The 18,488-nt window shown below is 39.4% G+C and carries 20 protein-coding genes and 1 riboswitch; of the genes, 8 read left to right on the forward strand and 12 right to left on the reverse strand.

The window, feature by feature from the left end:
- The 8 genes from mntP to pabB all read right to left on the reverse strand — a co-directional run bounded on the left by mntP (window position 1) and on the right by pabB (window position 8,376).
- Complete coding sequence (mntP, locus tag SC428_RS00890) at window positions 1–585, reverse strand: manganese efflux pump MntP (protein ID WP_139158673.1); 585 nt, start codon at window positions 583–585, stop codon at window positions 1–3.
- A gap of 41 nt (window positions 586–626) precedes the next feature.
- A riboswitch (yybP-ykoY riboswitch) is annotated at window positions 627–770 on the reverse strand.
- Between the two features lie 151 nt (window positions 771–921).
- A complete protein-coding gene (locus SC428_RS00895; protein WP_070928279.1) occupies window positions 922–1,380 on the reverse strand; it encodes a DUF986 family protein in 459 nt (152 codons plus the stop codon).
- A 91-nt stretch (window positions 1,381–1,471) separates the two neighbouring features.
- Window positions 1,472–2,323: a PTS mannose transporter subunit IID gene (locus SC428_RS00900; protein WP_070928277.1), complete on the reverse strand. Its 852-nt coding sequence runs from the start codon at window positions 2,321–2,323 to the stop codon at window positions 1,472–1,474.
- Window positions 2,324–2,335: 12 nt separating this feature from the next.
- Complete coding sequence (locus SC428_RS00905) at window positions 2,336–3,139, reverse strand: PTS mannose/fructose/sorbose transporter subunit IIC (protein ID WP_070928275.1); 804 nt, start codon at window positions 3,137–3,139, stop codon at window positions 2,336–2,338.
- An 87-nt stretch (window positions 3,140–3,226) separates the two neighbouring features.
- On the reverse strand, window positions 3,227–4,198 hold the full coding sequence (gene manX / locus SC428_RS00910; RefSeq protein ID WP_217495498.1) for a PTS mannose transporter subunit IIAB: 972 nt from the start codon (window positions 4,196–4,198) through the stop codon (window positions 3,227–3,229).
- Window positions 4,199–4,917: 719 nt separating this feature from the next.
- Entirely contained in the window at window positions 4,918–6,282 is a 1,365-nt protein-coding gene (locus SC428_RS00915) for an L-serine ammonia-lyase (protein ID WP_318705555.1), read from the reverse strand.
- Window positions 6,283–6,455: 173 nt separating this feature from the next.
- Window positions 6,456–7,016, reverse strand: a complete 561-nt coding sequence (locus SC428_RS00920; RefSeq protein ID WP_070928270.1) for a CoA pyrophosphatase — start codon at window positions 7,014–7,016, stop codon at window positions 6,456–6,458.
- Entirely contained in the window at window positions 7,009–8,376 is a 1,368-nt protein-coding gene (pabB, locus tag SC428_RS00925) for an aminodeoxychorismate synthase component 1 (protein WP_318705557.1), read from the reverse strand. Before pabB ends, SC428_RS00920 begins: the two co-directional genes overlap by 8 nt.
- Before the next feature lie 254 nt (window positions 8,377–8,630).
- Here pabB and SC428_RS00930 point away from each other — a divergent pair, with 254 nt between their 5' ends.
- On the forward strand, window positions 8,631–8,813 hold the full coding sequence (locus SC428_RS00930; protein ID WP_070928266.1) for a YoaH family protein: 183 nt from the start codon (window positions 8,631–8,633) through the stop codon (window positions 8,811–8,813).
- Between the two features lie 309 nt (window positions 8,814–9,122).
- Window positions 9,123–9,488: a protein YebF gene (gene yebF, locus SC428_RS00935; protein WP_070928264.1), complete on the forward strand. Its 366-nt coding sequence runs from the start codon at window positions 9,123–9,125 to the stop codon at window positions 9,486–9,488.
- A 51-nt stretch (window positions 9,489–9,539) separates the two neighbouring features.
- On the opposite strand, the gene SC428_RS00940 is transcribed toward yebF, so the two are convergent.
- Window positions 9,540–9,770: a DNA polymerase III subunit theta gene (locus SC428_RS00940; protein ID WP_070928262.1), complete on the reverse strand. Its 231-nt coding sequence runs from the start codon at window positions 9,768–9,770 to the stop codon at window positions 9,540–9,542.
- A gap of 346 nt (window positions 9,771–10,116) precedes the next feature.
- Between SC428_RS00940 and ftnA the strand changes: the two genes are divergently transcribed.
- The 4 genes from ftnA (at window position 10,117) to SC428_RS00960 (ending at window position 12,600) form a co-directional block, all read left to right on the forward strand.
- Window positions 10,117–10,620: a non-heme ferritin gene (gene ftnA, locus SC428_RS00945; RefSeq protein ID WP_318705563.1), complete on the forward strand. Its 504-nt coding sequence runs from the start codon at window positions 10,117–10,119 to the stop codon at window positions 10,618–10,620.
- Window positions 10,621–10,945: 325 nt separating this feature from the next.
- A complete protein-coding gene (gene copC / locus SC428_RS00950) occupies window positions 10,946–11,332 on the forward strand; it encodes a copper homeostasis periplasmic binding protein CopC (protein WP_070928257.1) in 387 nt (128 codons plus the stop codon).
- 2 nt (window positions 11,333–11,334) lie between these two features.
- A complete protein-coding gene (gene copD / locus SC428_RS00955) occupies window positions 11,335–12,231 on the forward strand; it encodes a copper homeostasis membrane protein CopD (protein ID WP_070928255.1) in 897 nt (298 codons plus the stop codon).
- Between the two features lie 21 nt (window positions 12,232–12,252).
- Window positions 12,253–12,600: a DUF2511 domain-containing protein gene (locus SC428_RS00960; RefSeq protein ID WP_070928253.1), complete on the forward strand. Its 348-nt coding sequence runs from the start codon at window positions 12,253–12,255 to the stop codon at window positions 12,598–12,600.
- Between the two features lie 542 nt (window positions 12,601–13,142).
- On the opposite strand, the gene SC428_RS00965 is transcribed toward SC428_RS00960, so the two are convergent.
- The 3 genes from SC428_RS00965 to yebS all read right to left on the reverse strand — a co-directional run bounded on the left by SC428_RS00965 (window position 13,143) and on the right by yebS (window position 17,063).
- On the reverse strand, window positions 13,143–13,376 hold the full coding sequence (locus SC428_RS00965) for a DUF1480 family protein (RefSeq protein WP_318705567.1): 234 nt from the start codon (window positions 13,374–13,376) through the stop codon (window positions 13,143–13,145).
- A 146-nt stretch (window positions 13,377–13,522) separates the two neighbouring features.
- The gene (locus SC428_RS00970; protein ID WP_318705569.1) at window positions 13,523–15,862 is read right to left on the reverse strand and encodes a PqiB family protein; all 2,340 of its coding nucleotides are present in this window, start codon (window positions 15,860–15,862) and stop codon (window positions 13,523–13,525) included.
- The gene (yebS, locus tag SC428_RS00975; protein ID WP_070928245.1) at window positions 15,837–17,063 is read right to left on the reverse strand and encodes a membrane integrity lipid transport subunit YebS; all 1,227 of its coding nucleotides are present in this window, start codon (window positions 17,061–17,063) and stop codon (window positions 15,837–15,839) included. The genes SC428_RS00970 and yebS overlap by 26 nt, the downstream gene beginning before the upstream one ends.
- A 135-nt stretch (window positions 17,064–17,198) precedes the next feature.
- Between yebS and SC428_RS00980 the strand changes: the two genes are divergently transcribed.
- Together SC428_RS00980 and proQ are read left to right on the forward strand one after the other, a co-directional pair.
- Entirely contained in the window at window positions 17,199–17,681 is a 483-nt protein-coding gene (locus SC428_RS00980; protein WP_070928240.1) for a GAF domain-containing protein, read from the forward strand.
- A 111-nt stretch (window positions 17,682–17,792) separates the two neighbouring features.
- Window positions 17,793–18,485 (forward strand): RNA chaperone ProQ, encoded by a 693-nt coding sequence (proQ, locus tag SC428_RS00985; RefSeq protein ID WP_318705572.1) that lies wholly within the window; start codon window positions 17,793–17,795, stop codon window positions 18,483–18,485.
- Window positions 18,486–18,488: the final 3 nt, after the last annotated feature.

Genomic DNA, 18,488 nt, shown 5'->3' on the forward strand with positions numbered 1-18,488 from the left:
CTAGGCGCTATAAATAAACAATTCGAGATGTTCGAATAAAATATTGAAGCCAATACCAATTAATACCACACCACCAATAATTTCCGCTTTTTTACCAAGTAGGGGGCCAACATAACGGCCGATCATCATACCAATAGTAGCCATGATCATGGTCATTAAACCAATCGTCATCGCAGTGTGGACGATATCAACTTGTAAAAAGGCCAAACCAAGGCCGATTGCCATTGCATCAAGGCTGGTGGCGATAGCTGAAAGTACTAGGCTCATTGAACTATTACGTGATGCTGGGGCACAGCACTCATCTTCTTTTTTAGCTTTGATGCCTTGCCAAATCATACGAGCACCCAGAACAAACAGTAGCGCGAAAGCAATCCAGTGATCCCAACGGATGACGTATTGGCTTGCTAAAATACCAATGGCCCAACCAATAATTGGAGTTAATGCTTCGATAAAACCAAAGATAAAACCGGTACGGAGGATTTCTTTAAAACGGGGTTTGTGTAGGACAGCACCTTTGCAGATAGCGACAGCAAATGCATCCATAGAAAGCGCGAGAGCTAAAACTAGGGTAGCGTAGAAACTCATAATATAAACCTCGGTTGGGTAGATCCATATACACATGAATTACCCCCAACCAAAAGGCTTATTCATGTGTCTATGGTCTTGCCAACCAAGATGGCGTCCGTACCACGTTTAAATTACAAACGAGTATGTTGACACGGACATTCTGGATATATTTCCAGAACAGGCTACTCCCCAATGACGTGGTTCGAAAGATATCACAAATTAATTTAAAGACAACACTTAATTTATTGTGGCTATTAATTTTTGTTGATAATAATTGTCATTTTCAATAATTAAAAAATTGAGGTTAACTTAATCATTAATTAACCTCAATCTTAATGTGAATATATATAACAATTATTTATGATTGATAAGGAATTCGTATATTCTTTGTAAATCATCAAGTTGTGATACTTGAATGTAGATTTTCTTATGCTCTAAGCCAACAATTAAAATACCATCTTCCGATAAATTCATTGTTTTAATTCTATCGAATAATATAAATGTATTGGCGAAATAAAAGCCTTTTTGTTTAAAAAATAATTTTGGTGTTCGAATAAAAGCCAAATAAACTGACATCAAAATAGTAACCATCAATAAATAAGTGGTTAACATACTCCCGTTGCGGGAAATGTTGGTATAAATGACAATACAAATTAACACAATAAAAATAATAGCATCAGCACGGTGTTTGCGCTTGAGGTTAACTTTTAATAGTGTTTTTCCTTTGAGTAAGTGTTGAATAAATTCATCATAAATTGCATACAGCAGCATCAATAAGATAATAATGGCCAGTATGGAATCATTTAAGGTCATTTTGAGTGCCCTTGGCTAAGTAAACAATGCTAGAGAGCTTAAAAGTAAAAATGGGAGGCTGCAACCTCCCATTTCAATTAATGATACTTCATTATGGCGCTAAGAAATTTAACCACGCACCAAGGATACCAAGGCCAAAGAAGCCAATAATGATCCACAGTGGGTTAACTTTACGACGGAGCAACCACATACACGCAAAGGTAAGCAATAAAGGCACCAAACCTGGCATCAAGTCATTTAAAATATCTTGAACCGTTTTGATTTCCATCACTTTTGTGGCAGGATTTTCGATGCTCGATACAATGACTGGTATATCAACATGGGTCCATTTATTCACTAAGGCCCCCATGACAAACAGACCAAGTATTGATGCACCTTCAGTTAATTTTTGCAGGAAGCCACCACCGATATCTTGAACAATATCGACACCTTTTTTATAACCGTAAGCAACACCATAGTAGAGTGTTAATAAACGAACTAGGTTAAATAATACAAAGAACAGAATAGGGCCAAGTAGGCTACCTGTCATTGCAATACCTGCACCTAAAGCAGCAAATACTGGGCGTACAGTCCCCCAGAAAATCGGGTCACCAACACCGGCTAATGGTCCCATGAGACCAACTTTGATACCGTTAATGGCACCGTCATCAATGTCTGCACCGTTGGCACGTTGTTCTTCCATTGCCATCGTTACCCCTAATACAGGAGCAGCGACATACGGGTGGGTGTTGAAGAATTCGAGGTGACGTTTAATTGCTTGTTTACGGTCGTCATTATTTTCTGGATAGAGGCGACGGATCACCGGTACCATCGAATAACAGAAACCGAGAGCTTGCATGCGTTCGAAGTTCCAAGAGCCTTGTAAAAGGTTAGAACGTAAGAAGACAGCGCGGACATCACTTTGAGTCAACTTTTTCGCTGTTGGGCTTGTTGTATCAACCATTATGCTATCCTCCTAGTCTAATTCGTTATCAAGGTTGTTGTTACTGCCATTCCCTTGAGTGACAACCACTTGGGATTTGTTATATTTCGGGCTAAGTTGGATATATAGGATAGCCATAACCGCACCGATAACACCGAGAGCAACAAGGTTGAAGTTGGTAAATGCCGCAGTGACAAAACCTAAATAGAAGAATGGCATCAGGTAGCCAGCGCGCATCATGTTGATAACCATTGCATAACCGACCACAACAATCATACCACCTGCAATGTTCAGACCATCAGTCACCACTGGTGGGATAGCGTCTAACATTTGTTTGACTTCTGAAGTTCCCACAGAGAGAGCGACAATCAGTGCAGGAATTGCAATACGCATTGCTTGCAGGATTAATGCAGAAACGTGGATCCAGCTAATGGCAGCAAGGTTTCCATTGGTGGCAGCACGGTCCGCAGCATGTTGGAACGCAACGGTCACAGTACGTACAATAATGGTCAGTACTTGGCCTGCTGCTGCTAGAGGGATTGCAATGGCAATACCCGCACCAATGCTTTGACCACCAGCAATAACCAAAATGGTTGAAATAATCGAGGCGAGGGCGGCGTCTGGCGCAACCGCAGCACCGATATTCATCCAACCTAATGCGATCATTTCAAGTGTACCACCAATGATGATACCCGTTTTCATGTCTCCCAAAACGATACCGATAAGCGTACAGGCAACGAGCGGGCGATGGAACTGGAATTCATCGAGGATAGAACCCATACCTGCGATACAGGCAACGATGAAAACCAGTACTATTTGAACAACGGTAAGTTCCATTGTTTAATCTCCTGTAACCAAACGAGTTTGGTAAATCTGTTTTCGAGTAATGGTTAAAATTCAATAAAATTAACGGCCTAACTAAAACTAATTTTTTAATTTTTTAATTAAATCCATCATCTGAACTTTACTGTCAGAGGAAACCTTACGCACTTCCAGTTCAATATTTTTACTGTTCAGATAATTAAAAGCATCAATATCTTTTTGGTTAATTGACACTGCATTGGTGACTTGTGTTTTGCCTTCATGGAATGCCATACCACCGATGTTGACAGACTTGATGTCGACACCAGCTTCGACAAGACGTTCCACATCAGTTGGGTTAGTAAACAGCAACATCACACGTTCGCCTGCATATTTAGGGTTGTTATAAACCCGAATACATTTTGCAACATCAACAACGTGAGCACTGACCCCCGGAGGCGCAACTTGTTTAAGTAGTGTAGAACGAACTTCGTCTTTAGCGACTTCATCGCTAACAACGATGATACGTTTTACTCGGGTTTCTTTTGTCCAGCGAGTGGCGACTTGACCATGGATCAATCGGTCATCAATACGTGCAAGTGCGATGACCATATGCTCACCAGGGCCTGCGGTAACAGTTTGTGCCGATGCAGGTTGTGGAGCTGGCGTTGGTGCAGCGACAGGAGCTGATTCAGGTTCTTTCAGTTTCAGTGCACGAATACCACCACGACCAGTTTCTAAGGCGACAGAAACTAACTCTGCCATAGAAGGGTTATCATCACGGCACATAAACGTTTCGACTAGCATAGGTACGTTAACACCAGTGACTATTTCGTAATTATCTTGATCATTGACGATACGACTGGCGGCATTAAATGGGCTACCTCCCCAAGTATCGACCAAAAATAGTACGCCGTCAGTGGTGCTTAAATCAGCTAGTTTGGCGGTGTATTTATCAAACAGGGTCTCAGCATTTTCCCCCGGTACAAAGTCGATAAACGAGACATTTTCCTGCTCGCCAATCAACATTTCGGTAGTGCGCAGAAGTTGCTCTGCTGCCACACCGTGGGTACCAATCATAATAGCTATACTCACTTGATTTCCCTCTTTATAGATCGAACGGAATAACGCATTAGATCAAAATTGAATCAGTTTAATTAGCCCTCCTAATAGAAAACCATACTGATAATTTTAGCTGAATAAAATCACTCTATTTATTTCAGTTAGCAAACTGTTAATTTACTATCTAATAGAGTCAGTAGAGGTAGCATAACATTTTGCATTAATGTAAAAACTTGTTTTGTGTCAGAAAATTAAAAACATACGCGTTATTTCAAATAATATGCATATATTTTTTGAATATATTAATTATTGTGAATTTATATTTTGTATGAATAACTTTATTTGGATTATAATTCTGTTATCGGTAACAAAGGAAGAACAACTAATTTGACATTAAACTAAAAAAGCCCAAAAAATAAGCAAAATGTGACTCGTTTCAGCAGTAGGAAGTTCTGAAAAAAGATTATTTTATGATCAGGTCATTTTAGTAACGATTTAATTAAATTTTCGTTAAATTATCAAAAAGAGATCGGATGTGAGTAAAAAATAAACAACTATTATTTTTTATAGATGATAATGATTAAATTATTAGCAAAATAAAACGCCGTGGATCCATTCATTATGATGAATTCACGGCGTCATACTTTAAGTTGCAGCGTTAGGTCACAGTTTTTTAGGCTTTTAGCGATTCATTCTATTATCGCTTACCTACACCTCGAATTATCTAAAGTATAAATTATATGATTGATACATTAATCACACTGAACTTTAATTGCTAAACCACCACGAGATGTTTCGCGATATTTAGCGTTCATGTCTTTACCTGTTTCATACATGGTTTCAATGACTTTATCGAGAGAAACGCGAGGCTCACTCGTACGGCGCAGTGCCATACGTGTTGCATTAACAGCTTTAACTGATGCGATCGCATTACGTTCTATACAAGGCACTTGAACTTGTCCAGCGACAGGATCACAGGTAAGTCCTAGATTATGTTCCATACCAATTTCTGCGGCAATACAGACTTGTTCAGGACTAGCCCCAAATAATTCAGCAAGACCTGCCGCCGCCATTGAGCACGCAACACCAACTTCACCTTGGCAACCGACTTCTGCACCTGAAATTGACGCATTCATTTTATAAAGAATACCAATTGCACCAGATGCGAGGAAGTAGCGTGTATAGAGTTCAGGTGTTACAGGCTCAATACAGTGGTTGTAGTAAGCAAGAACCGCAGGAACAATACCACAAGCCCCATTGGTTGGTGCAGTTACAACACGACCACCTGCTGCATTCTCTTCATTTACGGCTAATGCAAACATGTTGATAAGGTCAACAACATTCATTGGGTCATTAGACAGCTTACTCGAAGATGTGACAAGGCGATTGAGTGCCGGCGCGCGGCGTGGTACACGTAGAGGTCCTGGTAGAACGCCTTCAGTGTTTAAGCCACGCTCAATACAAGCCTGCATGGTTTGCCAAACATCAGCAAAGTAGGCATCAATCTCTTCTTTGGTGTGAAGATCAAGTTCATTTTTCATCATTAAACTTGAGATAGATAAGCCTGATTTTTTGCAGTTGAGTAACAATTCTTCTGCTGATTTGAATGGGTAAGATACGGGTTTACTGTCAAGAGTTGACTGACCAAAATGTTCTTCATCAACAATAAAACCACCACCGATAGAGTAGTAAGTTTTAGTATAAATCTCATCATTACCAGCGAATGCATGAATAGTCATGCCATTTTCATGCAGTGGTAGGTTGTCTAGACGAAAGTTCATGCCACCTGCGCGTGGGAAATCCACGGTGTGGGTGCCATTGGCAAGCAACAATTTTTCTGTTTTCTCAACATTGGCGATAAAAGCAGGGATCGATTCAATATCGACGGTTGCAGGTAAATTACCCGCAAGCCCCATAATGATAGCAATATCAGTATGGTGACCTTTTCCAGTGAGTGAAAGAGAGCCATAAACGTCAACAGCAATGCGTGTGACGCTTGGTAATAATTGTTTGTTTACCAAATCATCGACAAATTCTTTTCCCGCCTTCATTGGGCCGACGGTATGAGAGCTTGAAGGACCTATGCCCACTTTAAACATGTCGAAAACGCTTATCACGCAGGACTCCTTAAAAAAAGTAGATATTTAGTGATTTATTTTAAAGGGCGCTACTTTACTGTGATTTAGTAGTGTTAACCAGTAAGTTTAAATTATTTTTTAAAATAAGGTAGCAACAAAAGGCCTATTGATTAAAAATAGCACAAAATGCGCTCGATTACGTCACGAAATGATTATTTAAGTTGGAGGGCTAGCTGATGAATAATGGCAGCGGTTAGTCCCCAAACTAGGTGACCTTGATACCAATAAAAGAAAATACGGTTAGAACGCCCTGAACGTTTAACATCAATGAATTTATGCTGCTTGAGTGATAAGGCATCAAATAAAGGCACTTCAAAGACACTCGCGACTTCGCTTGGATTTGGACGATAGTCAATTCCTGCGGGTAGTAAGCCAACAATGGGAGTAACTTCATAACCGCCAAGGCTTTGTTGAGGTGTTAATTGCCCGAGTATTTGCACTTTTTCAGGTGGAATAGCGACTTCTTCATAGGCTTCACGCAGTGCTGTTGTGATAAGAGAGCCATCTTCAGGATCACTTGCCCCCCCAGGGAAAGCAACTTGCCCTGCATGAGAACGTAAAAAAGGTGAACGTTGAGTCAGTAACAACGTAGGTGTTGATTTATTGATAATTGGAAGCAGAACCGCAGCCGATTTACTCGCCATCCGTTGCGGTTGGCGAGTTATAGGGAGTGTTAACTGAAAGCGATTAATAAATTCACTTAATTCAGTCATGCGGTGGTAACTCTCCTAATACAGGTAAGATAAGACTAAGTTTATCAAATGTTTCTTGATATTCTTTATCTGCTTGGCTATCCGCTACAATACCACCACCTGCCCAGCAAAAGATCTGTTTTTTGTCAGTGAGTAGTGTACGAATTGTGATATTAGTATCCATTTTGCCACAAAAACTAATATAACCTATCGCGCCACAATATCCATGACGGCGATGAGGTTCTAATTCTTCAATAATTTGCATCGCACGAATTTTAGGTGCACCAGTAATTGACCCTCCAGGGAAGCTCGCCCTTAATAAGTCTGTGGCGGTATAAGGTGCAGCCAGTGTAGCGGTAATGGTACTGACTAAATGATGGACGGCGGGAAATGCTTCTACCGCAAATAGTTCAGGGACCTTGACCGTTCCTGGTACAGCAACACGACCAATATCATTACGAAGCAAGTCAACAATCATTAAATTCTCAGCGCGATCTTTTGGTGAATTAGCTAATTTGTCTGCTTGTTCTGCATCTGCTTGAGGATCCTCTAAACGAGGGAGGGTACCTTTTATTGGACGAGTTTGGATCTCGCCATCTTGCAATAGAATAAAACGTTCAGGTGAAATACTGATTACTGCGTTTTCAGGCAGCCGTATAAAAGATGAAAATGGTGCTCGGTTGGCTTGATTAAGCAACATGAACGCATCCCATTCATTGCCTTTATATTTGGCTTGAAAGCGCTGTGCTAAGTTTATCTGATAGCAATCACCACTGCGTAAATAATCATGTATTTGACCAATTTTTTGTTGATATTGCTCTTGAGACATATTGGCGTGCCAAGGGCTGGTCAATGTGAATTTTGTTTTGCGTGATGCTTTTTGCGATTTAAGCCAATTTAAACGTTCATTGACATCATCGTAGCTAAATAGCGTTACTCGCTGTTCTAAGTGATCAACAATTAATGCCCAGAGGTAAATACCGACTGCCATATCTGGAAACTGTAAGTCAGTCTTCGCTATTTGAGGGAGTTTTTCTATACGACGTCCTAAATCATAGCTCCAAATACCTAGTGCACCTCCAGTAAAGGGGAGTGCGCTATCACAACAATATTTAGGAGTGAAACGTTCAATCGATTCTTGTAATAAGGTGAAAGGGTCATCTTCAGAAACATTAACGAATTGCTGATGAGTAATCGTAGTTTTGTCACCGTTTGTTATCAGGGTTGCGATAGGATCAGCAACAATAATGTCATATCGGTTATGAGAATGCTCTGAATTACCTGAATGAAGTAACATTGCCCATGGTTGATGAGCTAATGGTGTAAAATAATCAGTTGCCGCGTGAATATGATAAGGGAGTTGTATTTTATTGATAACCATTTGGATACGCTAAACTAAAAATCGATATAATCGACATATAAGGACTGTCGCTCAGATTAGCATATACTCATCATACTGCAAGTTGCAGCATTTTGATTACGCTTACTTGCGCCAGCCATATCCTCTTCGATGTGCTTAACGACCCGTTCGCTTGTCGCCTAGCTGTCTCTCGAATTATTTAGAATATATATTCTTATCTTAAGAAGCCAATAGCTGTTAAAATTGCGCTAAATTTTATTGTAAAGGATTTAACGATGTTTTCAGGTATGCCAGCACTTAATCACCAAGAGCAACAGGAAGCGGTTGAGCGCATCCATCAACTTATTGCCGATGGCATGAGTAGTGGGGAAGCTATTGCCCTTGTCGCGCAAGAAATTCGTGAAAAGCACAAAGATAAAGAACAGATCCACGCACGTTTTGAAGAAGATGACGATTAGTATAGCTAAAACAACCTATTAACATTTCCGCTAAAATCTGATACATATTAGTTAAGTCAAATCATTTTGGCAGTTTATAAATATTCGTCTATTTTAGATAGTGTAGATAAATAGCGTATAAAATTTACCATGGTGATTATTCTAATTTGCCACCCACAATACTCTAAATAATTCGAGAGACAGCTAGGCGACAAGCGAACGCGTTGCTAGAAGTATAAAAAATACGGTGACTGGTGCGAGTGAGTAAGTCAACAATGCTGCAACTTAAACTATGGAGAGTATATTTTGATAGGGATCAGAGGAAGCATTATGAAAGCAGGAAAAAAAATAAGTTGTGTTGTAGGTAGCTGTGTACTGTTATTCAGTTCTGTTGCATTTAGTGCAAATCAAGAAGAAGGTAAAGCAGCCCCTTTTATTAGTTGCGATAAGTTGTCTGAGCCACAAATAGCGGCACAAGTTAAAAATGATTTTATGCACAATCGTTTACCTCGTTGGACTGATGAAAAAGCCTTGGTAGGTAAAAAAGCAGTGGCATGGGTGAATAGCCAAGATGTGACTAAGACAGCAACTGGTTATGAAGTTCCATTGACAGTCAGGGGTTCAAAAAAGGATCTACAGTATAATGTGGTGGTTGACTGTGAAAAGTCGACAATTACATATAATCCACTGAAATAATCTGAATCTGTTAAGCCAAAGGAGAAGTTAGCTTCTCCTTTGGGAGATCGATTAACGATTCCTTGGTTCATAAGGAAGTCGCGCAAAGTTTTGAGAGAGTTGGCGGTAATATACGAGTCGCTCTCTGAAATATTCTCTAAGATTTTCAGGTTGTTCCCGTTCGACTACCTCTGCTATGACGGCAATATTATAGCGTTCTTTAAAAGCCACACCTGAAGCTTGCAAGTCGACATTGACTTTATCCATTTGATCTTTTGGTAACAGTGCGAGGTTATAGTTCATCTTACTTCTCAAATTCTTTACAGATATTTTGGTATAGTAGCATATCACTATGCATGAGCGATAATCTATGCCCTAACGTTAGTATCGAATAAGTAAAAATAAATAAAAAATAAACGGCTTTAATTTACAATATAGCAATTTAATATTAAGAGAATAAATGTTATTTACTTTTTCATGAAATGAAAAAATTCCAGTAAAGATAATGAGATTGATTATTATTAGTTTTAATAAAAGTTATTAATTATCAGTAAATTGGGTTTTTTTGTTTTATTATTGTTTTAGGGTTTTAATTATTTATTTAATATGCATAATAATGGACATTACTCTTGATGACTAAGGAAAGAATATGCTAACAACTGACATGGTCAATAAATTAAATGAGCAGTTAAACCTTGAGTTTTATTCTGCGAATTTATATTTACAAATGAGTGCTTGGTGTAGTGATAAAGGTTACGAAGGTGCTGCGGCTTTTTTAAAAGCACATTCACAGGAAGAAATGGAACACATGCAACGTTTGTTTGATTATCTTAGTGATACCGGGGCACTGCCAATACTGGGGCAAATTGCAGCACCACCAGTAGCATTTAATTCAATCGCTGAAGTCTTCACCTTAACTTATAAACACGAACAAGAAATTACTGCGGAAATTAATAAATTAGCGCATTTAGCAATGACAACGCAGGATTATTCAACATTTAACTTCTTACAATGGTATGTTGCTGAGCAACACGAAGAAGAAAAATTATTCAAATCCATCCTAGATAAATTAGATATGGTAGGTGAGAGTGGTAAAGCGCTATTCCTATTGGATAAAGACTTAAAAAGTATGTCTGCGGCAACTCACGTTTAATATAAAATATTCATCTTCCTCCCAGCTTAAAATTGCAGCACCTTTCATAAGTTATAGTGACTATGTTCATTCGAACTAGTCACTTAATTTATGATGTATCGGGCATCTCTTCTACTTAGTACTGAGTTTTCCTCTGTATTATATAAGGCATAGATCCATACATAGCTGGTGTCGTTGTTAAGATTTATGTGATCCTTTCTTTGCGTTTTGTGTCTTTAGTCACACCTTAAGTAGCTAAATCGATTTTTTGTAGCAGATAAATGAGATTTATTTCGTATAATAGTTGGCAATAAATCTAAATTCACCTGCAAATTAAGGGGTTACTATGCCAATCCACCAAATTAAATCATCTTGGCGCAAGCTCAGTGCTGTGGCTGTTCTATTTTTAGGCATGTCATTTCAACAAGCTTTTGCTCATGCACATCTTAAAGATCAGCTCCCTGCTGAAGGTGCAGCAGTAGAGCAAACTCCAGAGTCTATCACTTTAAATTTTTCTGAAGGTATCGAAGTTAACTTTGCAAAAGTCAAGGTAACAGGGCCAAATGATAACGTAGTTAAAACAGGTAAGCCTGAATTAGACCCAAATAACGATACAAAGGTCATTGTGCCAATTGAAAGTAAATTAGCCGCGGGTAAATACGATGTTAATTGGAGTGTTGTTTCTGTAGATGGCCATAAAACTAAGGGCGAATACAGTTTCACTGTGAAATAATTATGTCTTTAGAGGCATTTTACGTCGTTATACGTTTTTCTCATTTTATTGCCGCGATGTTGATGTGTGGAATGTCAATATTTGCGGTGATCTTGAGCTCTGGCGCATTTAGCCAAGTTCTTCAGCGGATTTTAAATCGCGGTATTGTATTCAGTGCTGTGATTACTGCGGTAACCGCATTTTGTTGGATGTCAGCGCAAGCAGGGCTGATGGGAGACGGCTGGCAAGATGCAGTCGATCTTGAAACTTGGCTCAACGTATTACAAACGTCGTTTGGTCAAATTTGGCGTTGGGAATTAATTTTCTCTATTATCACACTTGGGGTGATTTTTATTTCTCGCCAAGAAATTAGACTATATTCATTGTTAATACTTTCTATTGTGCTATTGGGGTTACACGCATTGATTGGTCATGCTGCTATGCATGATGGGGTAATCGGTAATTTACATCGCTTAAATCAATTTATTCATCTTATTAGCTCAGCCTATTGGTTTGGTGGGTTATGGCCTTTCTTGATTTGTATTCAATTTTTACGAGATAAAAAAGAATTGGCGGCGGGCTTAGATAAACAAATATTTGCGAGTTTAATCCGTTTCTCTCGCGTAGGGCATATTGCAGTAGCAATGGTTTTAATCACAGGGGTGATTAGTGCGATGACATTACTACCACAATGGCCATTTGCCTATAATAACTCCGAATATCAATCATGGCTGTGGTTAAAAATTGTATTAGTTATTGGTATGGTGATATTGGCATTGGTTAATCGCTATGTATTAGTGCCTAAGATCCAGCAAAAAGGGCGGTTACAGTATTTGATTATTAATAGCTGGATTGAATTATTGTTAGGCAGCATGGCAATACTCGCCGTTGCTGTTTTTGCAACCTATCAGCCCATTTAAGATTTTGAACAAGGTATAAGGATGAAACTGAAATTAATTCTGTGCTCTGTGTTATTGGCCAGTTCAGCTTTTAGTGCTGTGGCTGCTCCTTTAGAAACTGTGAGTAAAAAACAGTTTGGTGATGATTGGCCATTTACTCGAGAAGAAGTCATGCTAGAGTGTCGCAATAATGGTGCTTTAGTTGTGATTAACCCTGCAACTTTGATGCAATATCCATTAAACCAAGTTGCGCAGGAACAGATGGAAAGAAAAGAGATCAAAGCGCAGCCAATTGATGTTCTACTTGCGCCAATAGAAACGCAAAAAACAGTAGAACAGCGGGTATTACCAATTAAATTAGCGGCTGAGAAGCTTTGTGATAAAGCCTAATAGCTATTTTTATATCAATACACTAAATTCATAGCTCATATACTCACCATACTTCAAATTACAGTGTTTTTGTTAAGGTATGGTGATTATGTCTAAATATATCCCATTCATTTATTCATCCATTCATGCTAATCATCGTATTTCCTATACATCTAGCGACTCGTTTACTGACTGATTAGCGACATCTTTTATTATTTCGAAGCTCAGTAAAAATAACGATAAATTATAGTTTTTTGTATTTTTATATTGATTAAATTTGAAAGGTTATACTTATTGTTGAAATAGAATTTAACTATCAATCAAATAGCTCGATATTCGAAAATTAAGAAATAAATTGTGTTAATAATATGTGAAAAAATTGATAATTAGTATGGTAAGAGTACGTTTAGCAAGCTAGTATTAAATTGTACTTTGTTACGTCTCAATGGCAATTTTTAGCGCACGGCTCTGCCAGAGCCATTTCCCAAGGCCCGGTAATCGGAATCTACCAGGCCTCTTTTTTTGCCTATTATATGCTGCTGATTACTTAGCGGCTTCATCAATTAAGCCACTCGCATTATCCAATGATGATTATCTTTGTCATAGCGCTGGCGATATAACAAAACGGGTTTCTCATTGATTAACGCAGGGATACTGGTGTTTTCATCCCAGCCATCCAATTGCATGCAGAACTCTGTATCAGAATCGCATGGAATACTGACGGTATCGCTTTCATGATCAGCCATAATTGCATCATTGATTTCATAGGAAGATATTTTCAAATTAACTATGCTCATAATGTTACCTCTAATGTAGTTTTGGAGTAGGTATTATCGACTCAACAAAACTAAGCATAGTATAAATGGAATTCATTTCCAAAAATTTTTTTTCAAGAAAAAAGATAGAAGGTGCAATATTGTTTAAATACGCACCTTTCTAGTGATTATTGTTTCGGGATAGATGTACCCCAATCCAACCAGTCTTTTGGTGGCTCTAATTTTAGAATGAAATGCTGTTCAGGTTTAGCTTTTGGCGAAAGAGGCACGCTTGGTGGGGTTGCAAGTGATATGCCACCGCGTACAAACTGTTTAAATGTACCACTTTTAATCATGCCACCAGTAAGGCCAAAGGATAAATTATAGCCAGACGATAACCAAAATTGAGTGTTGTCACGAATGAGATATTGATATTCTTTGCCAATTCGAGTGGCAACATAAACTCGATCGGAAAGCTCTCCCAAATACAAACCTGTTACAGTGCCAATTTCCATACCTCTGAATAGCAACGGTGTGCCAACTTGAATAGAACCGACTTCACTGGCATCTAAAATGATAGTTAAGCCATCTAAATAACGTGAATCAGTGATATTGGCAGCTTGTAATTCAAATTGGTAACGGCTTTTATTTCCTCGTCCTGGCTCTGCATTAATATAAGGTTGAATTAAGGAGTCTAAATTATTAAATCCTGATGGGGACAGTTCAGGGGTGACAACAGCAAAACGGCTACCACTTTTGGTAAAGGCGTGAACATATTCAGGGTAAAGGATTGCTCGTGCATTAACTTCTCGATTATCCGGCGATAGCTTCAATGAATCAATTTGACCAATATCAATACCTAAATAACGAATAGGCATACCTTCAGAAAGCTTAGATGCATCGTAGGTAGTTAAAGTCACTACGCTCCCAATGGCTTTTGCTGCCGTTTCATTGGGGTAGAGGGTATGTTGTCTTGTGCTGTCTAAATTCGAGGTTTGGAGGTTATCAAAACTGATCGCGCCTCTAATTGCGCGGGTGAGTGGCGCAGCTTGAACTGTCAAACCATTGCCATTAAGTTGTACTTTGGCGCCGCCTTCAGCCCAGAACACACTTTGTTTAGTTAATAAATGGCGGTATTGGCTAGAAATATGAATATTAACGGCAAAGCCTTCTTTCGTTGGTTTAATTGAAACAATTTCACCAACAGTAAATTGACGGTAAAGTACGACAGAGCCAGTTTGAATATCCGGTAATGTATTGGTATTTAATGTAATTGTCGTTGTTGGTGATGAGCCGGTGACACCCGCTTTAGCGTTATCATCACTGCGATATAATGGGAAGTTTTCAGGTAATTCCTCTTTGCCTTTACCCGCTAATAGGTGGATCCCACCATCTAGCCATTCTTGTGGTGTGGCACCTTGGAATTGAATGCCAGTTAGTCCAAGTTGTACATCCACTCGGCTATTAGCCACAAATTTACTGTCTTCACGGATCAAATGGCGATATTCATCCAAAATTGCCACATCAAAGGTCACTTTATCATCAAGCAGGTGACGCTGTAACACTTCGCCGATCTTGATACCTCGGTACATCACGGGCTGTCCAGCATTAACACCATAGGTCTCTGGTGACCATAAAGAAACTTTTAAGTTTTCTCTGTTTTGTTGTTCGTAGTCCTCAACATCGTGCTTATTGGCTTTTAAATCAAACTGCTGGCCTTCTTGTGCTGGAGGGCTATTAGGTGGGGAATCAAATGCGACCGCACCATTAATAACAGCAGAAAGGCTTTCCATTTTAACATTGACACCTGAGTTCAGGTCAAAGCCACCTTGAAAGCCAGACACATTCCAAAATTGACTATTTTCACGAACTAAATTGGCATAGCGTTTCTCGACCACTGCTGCAATCGAAACTCCTTTATCATCTGGTAAAATGGAATAGTCAGAAATATAACCCACAGGTACTTTACGATAATAAATAGGTGAGTTTTCGTGTAATGAACCGAGATCTTTCGCATTGAGATAGACTAATAATTCCCCAGCTTCGGTCTGTAGCTGAGGGGGAGAGTCTTGAGCGATGAAGTCGTGTTGTTCCTCACCAGTACTAGGCTGCATTCCAATATAATTACCGCCGACTAAGGCATCTAAACCTGAAACTCCAGCAAGCGTTGCTTTTGGTGTGACAAGCCAAAATTTTGTTCCTGAAGTCAGCGCGGGTTGCATATCTTTATTAATACTTGCCTTGACAATAATTTTTTTCATGTCTTGGCTAATCGTGACTGATTGAACTAAACCAACTTCCACTCCTTGATAGCGGATAGGGGTCCTTCCTGCAACAACGCCAGGCGCTGAAGAAAATTCAATAGTGACTTCAGTGCCTTGCTCTAGCCAGTGTTGGAATAGTAACCAACTGGCAATAAACACTGCGACAAGTGGTAACAGCCAAAAAGGGGAAATACGTGCGCGTTGACGTAATATCGCCTCTTGTTCCTGTTCAGCAGATTCATTTTGTTGATTGTGATTTTCCATAAGAATCCCAAATTAAACGGCTATCAAGCCACTCGACAGCGAGTATGGTTAAAATAACAGCGACACCGAAGAATAATGCGGCAGGGCCCATCGTAAATGACATCAGTTGATCGCGATTGATAAGTGTCATCATCAAGGCAATGACAAAGAGATCCAACATCGACCATCGACCAATCCAAGTGACAAACTTAAGTAATTTCATCCTCAGAACTGGGTCTGTTTTGCTATGGCGTTGGATAGAAAGCAGTAGCAAGATCATGATAACAATTTTAATAAATGGCACTAATATACTGGCAATAAATACAATGATAGCAATTGGCCAATTACCTGAATCAATTAATGATACTACGCCTGAATAAATAGTATCTTCCATGCGTTGACCATTTAGGTAAACCACCGAAATTGGCATTAAATTAGCAGGAAAAAGTAAAATCATGGCCGCAATTAGTGCTGCCCATGTTTTTTGTAAACTATAAGGCTCTCGGTAGTGTAATGGACGGTGACAGCGCCGACACACTCCACGTGAATTTGGCGAGCCGGTGTAATGGCATGCTTGGCAAGTTAGCGCTTCTGGGCCGTTAGATTGCGGCTGTTTTGGGTAAAATAGACGCCAAAGTTGTTCAACATTAAGATGAATAAGTATGAGTAGGCTAATAAAGGTCATTGTAATAAATGCAATGAATCCATGACCTAAGAAAACAGTGGCATAGTCCTGCATTTTGATAGCAGCAATGCCAAGACCAATGAGATAAACATCTAACATTACCCACTCTTTTAAACGACTTAGTACTAAGAGAATGGGGCGTAAATTGAGCCGCAGGCGCTTCCCTAAATACAAATAGATAATAAAAATAGGTAAAAATAGTGGGGCGACAATCGCGCAAAAAGCGACAATACTTGCTGTAAGAGGATCACCTTGTTGATTGATTAATTGTATACCTTCAATGACATTGGCGTTAATTTGTGTACCAAGTAAGTGAATAGAAATTAGCGGTTGCCAAAATGCAATCGGTGCTAACATAAGTAAAGTGATTGAGAGGATAAATAAGCGATTTAATGACCACGAACGCCCATCATCAAGTTGACTATTGCAACGTGGGCAGATAACGACCTGTTGCGTATCGTGAGGTGGGATAGATAATTTAAGATTGCAATGGCAACAGTGTTGCGAAATTATCTGACTATGATTAATGTGATCCATTATTTGCTCATTGATTTGTTAGCCATGCTTGTAATCTAGTGTAAAAAAATTTACGACTTAGTGACAACTTGCTAACCTACATATTGCACGAAATGTTTAATTTATTGCGTTATTTGATTATTACAAGAAAATTTTATGGATAAAAACAAGTATTACCACGAACTTTCAGATAATTTATCTGCACTTCTTGCTGGTGAGTATGATTTAATCGCAAGTTTGGCAAACGCGAGCGCATTGTTGTACGAGCGTTTAGAGGGCGTTAACTGGGTTGGTTTTTACCTAAAAAATGGGCAAGAATTAGTTCTTGGTCCTTTTCAAGGAAAGATAGCTTGTGTCAGAATACCTTTTGGCAAAGGTGTTTGCGGTACCGCATATAGCCAAAATAGAATACAGCGTGTGGGTGATGTGCATGCTTTCCCTGGTCATATCGCTTGTGATACGGCAAGTAACGCTGAAATTGTGCTTCCTTTGGAAGTAAATGGTCAGGTTTTAGGCGTACTGGATATCGATAGCCCAAACTTCAATCAATTCGATGAAAATGATGAAAAAGGGTTAAAACACCTTGTAAACCAGTTGTGTCAACATCTGGCAATGTGTTCGATGCCAAATTATCACTAAATATTGGTATGTTAACTTAATAGGAACGTGGCAATTGTCTGCAACGCTATTATAATGTCGGCTTGTTCATGCCCGTGCTGGTTGGCAAAATCGTTGTTATCAGGAAATTTCATGGAAAATCAACCTAAGTTGAATAGTAGTAAAGAAGTTATCGCATTTTTAGCTGAGCGTTTTCCACGCTGTTTTATCGCTGAAGGCGAAGCACGTCCGTTAAAAGTCGGAATTTTTCAAGATATCGTAGGGCGTTTAACCGAAGAGGATGGCATTAGCAAAACGCAATTGCGTTCTGCATTACGCATGTATACCTCTAGCTGGCGCTATCTTTACGGTGTTAAAGAAGGCGCAAAACGCGTTGACTTAGATGGAAATGATTGTGGTGAATTAGAGGCGGAGCATATCACCCATGCGCGTCAACAATTGACTGAGGCAAAAGCTCGGGTTCAAGCGCAACGTGCAGAGCAAAAAGCGCAAAAACGCCCAGCAGCCAAGAAAGCAGGTGATAAACCTACTCGCAATCCGGCAGCCGCAAAAGAAAATGCGCCACGCCATCGCCAGTCAGAAAATAAAGAACGCCCGCAGAACTCCTCGACTAAGCCTCAGCGCCGTAACGGTGTCGCTGCTCCAGAACAAAAACTGAAATCAGTCACTGATATTAACGCACTTCAAGTCGGCCAGATGTTGAAAGTGAAAGTTGGTACTAGCCTGATGGACGCGTCTGTGCTGGAAATAGCGAAAGATGGTGTCAGAGTTCAATTGCCAACAGGAATGGCAATGATTGTGCGCGCGGAACATTTAAAGTTCTGATAC

This window comes from Providencia sp. 2023EL-00965, assembly GCF_033550225.1.
GTDB lineage: Bacteria > Pseudomonadota > Gammaproteobacteria > Enterobacterales > Enterobacteriaceae > Providencia > Providencia manganoxydans.